Origin of the sequence: Microcystis sp. M31BS1 (assembly GCF_020245285.1) — a bacterium.
GTDB lineage: Bacteria > Cyanobacteriota > Cyanobacteriia > Cyanobacteriales > Microcystaceae > Microcystis > Microcystis panniformis.
This window is the reverse complement of the sequence record NZ_JADBVE010000075.1, coordinates 1-4252: the sequence shown is the minus strand read 5'-3', so window position 1 is coordinate 4252 and position 4252 is coordinate 1. Positions and strand designations below refer to the sequence as shown.

The 4252-nt window shown below is 42.8% G+C and carries 4 protein-coding genes; all 4 read left to right on the top strand.

Annotated elements, in window-relative coordinates:
- Positions 1–281 precede the first annotated feature (281 nt).
- The 4 genes from IM509_RS04150 (at position 282) to IM509_RS04135 (ending at position 3977) form a co-directional block, all read left to right on the top strand.
- A complete protein-coding gene (locus tag IM509_RS04150; protein ID WP_081417917.1) occupies positions 282–1061 on the top strand; it encodes an ABC transporter permease in 780 nt (259 codons plus the stop codon).
- 197 nt (positions 1062–1258) lie between these two features.
- On the top strand, positions 1259–1723 hold the full coding sequence (locus tag IM509_RS04145; protein ID WP_002787359.1) for a hypothetical protein: 465 nt from the start codon (positions 1259–1261) through the stop codon (positions 1721–1723).
- 326 nt (positions 1724–2049) lie between these two features.
- The gene (gene cysH, locus IM509_RS04140) at positions 2050–2871 is read left to right on the top strand and encodes a phosphoadenosine phosphosulfate reductase (protein ID WP_072927673.1); all 822 of its coding nucleotides are present in this window, start codon (positions 2050–2052) and stop codon (positions 2869–2871) included.
- Between the two features lie 239 nt (positions 2872–3110).
- Entirely contained in the window at positions 3111–3977 is an 867-nt protein-coding gene (locus tag IM509_RS04135; protein ID WP_081417916.1) for an alpha/beta fold hydrolase, read from the top strand.
- The last annotated feature ends 275 nt before the right edge of the window (positions 3978–4252 follow it).

Here is a 4252-nt window from a genome sequence, read left to right as displayed (position 1 = left end):
TGACCCTTTTCCCTGTTGGCTCTTCTCGCAAAGCTCGTCAGGATTATTATGGCAAAATTACCTTTTCTTTTATTCAGGAGTTTGAGGCTTTCACATAACAGTACTTGTCTTTGTATTGAAAAATGTGTCCGTCAGTCAGGAAAATTACCTACACAGGGCCAGCAAAAAAGTAATAGATTGGTGTATTCTTGATCAAATAGGGAAGTTAATAATTGGGCATAATGAGGGGATAAAACAATCTCTTAATCTAGGAAAGACAGATATTATTTTGATGAAAGGCTATGGGTATCAGTATCCTGAGAATCTGGGTGATCGCAGCTAATGGTTTTCGCGAGGTTATCCGCGATCGCATTCTTTACTTTATCGGGTTTTTTGCCTTGTTGATGGCCTTCGCTTTGCGTTTATTACCAGAAATTGCGGTGGGAACCCATCAGAAAATCTTTCTTGACTTGGGATTAGCCGCTATCGGGTTATTAGGGGTAATTGTTGCGGTTTTTGTGGGTACAGGGCTAATTAATAAGGAAATTGACAAGAGAACTATTTTAGTTTTGATTCCCAAACCCCTGAGTCGGGCCGAATTTATCCTCGGTAAACACTTGGGTTTGTCCGGGGTTTTAGCGGTGATGTTGGGGGTAATGTTGGTGATTTACCTGCTGATGTTGCTGGGGATGAAAGTATCTTTTCAACCTTTACCCCTGATTGTCTCGGTTTTCTATCTCGGTTTGGAATTAATTCTCATCGCGGCCGTGGCGATCGCTTTTGGGGTATTTACCAGTTCGATTTTAGCCACGTTAATGACTTTTGGGGTCTATCTAATGGGTCACATCAGCAAAGATCTGATCCAATTGGGTATAATCAGCAAAAATCCCAATATCCTCGCTATCACTAAAAATATTTATCTAATTCTCCCAGATTTAGAGAGATTAAATTTTAGAAACGAGGCCGTTTATGGTTTGCTGCCTAGTGCTGATGTCTTAATCGCTAATGCCCTCTACAGTCTCGTTTATACTGGTCTATTATTGGGCATCTCCATCCTCATCTTTTCACGACGACAATTTTAAATAGCGTTGCTGAATCAAGGGATGAATGGCAACTGTGCAGGTTCCCGTGTCAAAGTTAGTTTCGGTTTAGGTTTTAAAAATCCCAGCCAAGAAAATTCAGATCTCAAATCAGCAACGCCTAAAATTGTACTGGCAGAAAAACCGCTCATCGCTGGTAGGAATGGTCAATATCGATTAGTTTATAGACATTATTAGCCATGAAATTAAAGGCACAACTGCATATTTTAAGTCGAGAAGCGGTCAATTACGGACTGGCAACCGTGGTCATGGAAGAAGCGGTTAATCCCGTCCTCGCGGCCATGGCCAGACAGTTAAAACATTTACAATACTATGTGCTTCAGAATAGCGAGGGTGATTGGTTGCTGACCACTTTAGCCCATCGGCAGCAGCCACAACAGGAGAAAAGGGTAATCTATGCCTTTGCTACGGAAAAAATGGCCATATCTGCTCAAAATACCCCCGATTCACCCCTATCAACGCTCCTGATTCCCGTCACCCATCTTTTATTCCAATTATTTGCCCTAGAAAAAGTAGATAGTATTATTTTTCTGGAAAATGCACACACTGCTCAAACGGGAAAAGAAATCTCCCGGACCCAATTAAAGGCCAATATTGAAAAACAACTGCAAAAACTAGCGGTAATTCCTCCCCATCTTGCTTAACCTAGTGTAACCAGAGAGATTTTTGAGAAAGGAGGGTGTCGCTAGTGTGGGCCACACTTCACCCCATCAGATATAGTAGAAGTACAGTATATAGATTCTCAACCGTAAAACGACGGGGTTTTAACCCAAATTTTCGATAAAACGGCCCTCGATTGTCAAGCTGTATCCCTAACAATGAAGCAGTTAAACTAGGAGCCGTCGGAGGCGTAAGTCTCACCCACGTTTCTCAAGGGGAGGAGATGGAGGCGACTCTATTCTCGAACCCTAATGGATAGATTGGACTCTATCAGTATCCGCCGCTACTAATATCTTAAATCTTAGCCAGAATGCCAGATTTACACTTACTTAATTCTCATCCACGGGCCCTAGAAACCGCCTTCATCGCCACTGCCGACCGGTCTTTTTCCTACCCTCTATCCCTCGACCTGGCCAGAATTAATCAACGTTTTGACTCCGCTAACGCCGCAGAAATCGTCGCTTGGGCCGCGGCCACCTTTGGGGAAGGTTTGGTGATGAGTACCAGTTTCGGCATTCAGGCGGCGGTGATGTTGCACCTAGTCACCGCAATTATCCCCGATATTCCGATTATTTGGATCGATACTGGCTATCTTCCCCCGGAAACCTATCAATTTGCCGAAGACTTAAGCCAACGCCTCCATTTAAACCTGAAAGTTTATCAATCTCCCCTCAGTCCCGCCCGCATGGAAGCAATCCACGGTAAACTGTGGTCAAATAACGATCTCGACTCCCTCAATCTCTACGACAAAATCCGCAAGGTGGAGCCGATGCAACGGGCCCTGAAGGAATTAAAGGCCACCGCTTGGTTAGCGGGTTTACGTCGCGACCAAACCGACCACCGCAAAACTCTCCAATGGGTCAATCAACAGGGCGAACGTTACAAAATATTACCGATACTTGACTGGAATGCCAAAACCATCTATGAGTATCTGACTAAATACGATCTCCCCTACCATCCCTATTTTGATCTGGGTTATGTCTCCGTCGGCGATTGGCACTCCAGTCGGCCTTTAACCGCCGATGATAGCAACGAACGAGACACCCGTTTCAAGGGTTTAAAACAAGAATGCGGTCTTCATTTACCCTTAACCCCCGGAGAAGCACAAAGTCTCGACGCAAGCTCCCTTTAACTGCTGGGGTGGGAAAATTGCCGGTGCGACGGTTCCTAGACGTTAGACAATGGTTATTAGACCTCTTGTAAAAATCAAAAATTGTTGTTAGGGTTAGGAGTCAGGAGCCAGTAGTCAGTAGTCAGGAGAATTAAGAAGGAGTAATAATCAGTTAAATGGTCTATTTACAGACTTTATGCCATTTAATCCTTATTTTTGCCGTTTTTGAACCCTGAAAAATTAATTATGCAAGAGGTTTATTGATTGTTAATCCCCCATTAACCATGGCTATTTTAGAAAATTTTCTCGAAGTCGGCTCTCTCAAGTGGTTCTATCGACAGGTTAACCCCGCTCAACAACCGGACACAACCCCCGTCATTCTACTCCATGGTTTACCCGCCCATGGCTATATTTGGCGGGAATTATTGACCAGTTTAGAAGAATATAACATTAATGCCATTGCCCCCGATTGGATCGGTTCCGGTTTATCCGCTAAACCCGATGCCAGAGATTTCGCCTACACACCTAACGCTTTTTGTCAAGCTTTGTCCGATTTTATTCAAGCTCTCCAATTGCCGAAAATCTCCCTCATTGTCCAGGGTTTTTTAGCCTCCGTCGGGTTACAATACGCCCTAGAAAATCCTGATAAAATTGAGCGCTTGATCATCTTAAATACTCCCCTCTCCAGTGATGTTAAATTACCCTGGATAATGAAACAATGGGGGATACCTTTCCTCGGAGATATGGCGACTCAAGATCCCTTATTAGTCGATCGTACTTTAGAAACCGGTAGCGGTTTTGTGATTAGTGATGCAGCTCTGGCTATTTTCCGTCAACCTTATCTAAAAACTTCGGCAGTAGGTCGCGCTTTAGTGGCTACGATTCGCAATTTAAACCTATCGAAAACCATGGCAGAAATTGAGACAGGTTTAGAGAACTTTGAAAAACCTATCCTTTTTGTCTGGGGAATGGGGGATCCTTGGTTATCTTCTGTCACTGTCGAAAAATTAGCCACTAAATCAGGAGTGGAATTAATCTCCCTCGCAGAAGCAAAACACTATCCCCAAGAACATTGGTCAAAAGAAATTAATCCCCAGATTATTAATTTTCTCGGACGCAAAACCTGAAGAGCTATTTAAGGTGATGCAGAAATTGTCTCAATTACCCTTCTCTGATTATAGTAGAAGCGGAGGCTTCGCTTTTTCAAAATTTCTGCGTTTAGGGCTAGTAATTTATCGATATAACAAAAAATTATTGAAGTTTAAATAGGGTTTGCTGAAAAAGTAAAAAACAAAAACTCTCAAAAATCAGCCCGAATTTAAGATAAGTTTTTCTGTTGAGAAATCAGCCTTTTTATCATCTTTTCTAATCAAAGAGGGATGAATAAAGCTAAATTTAGATG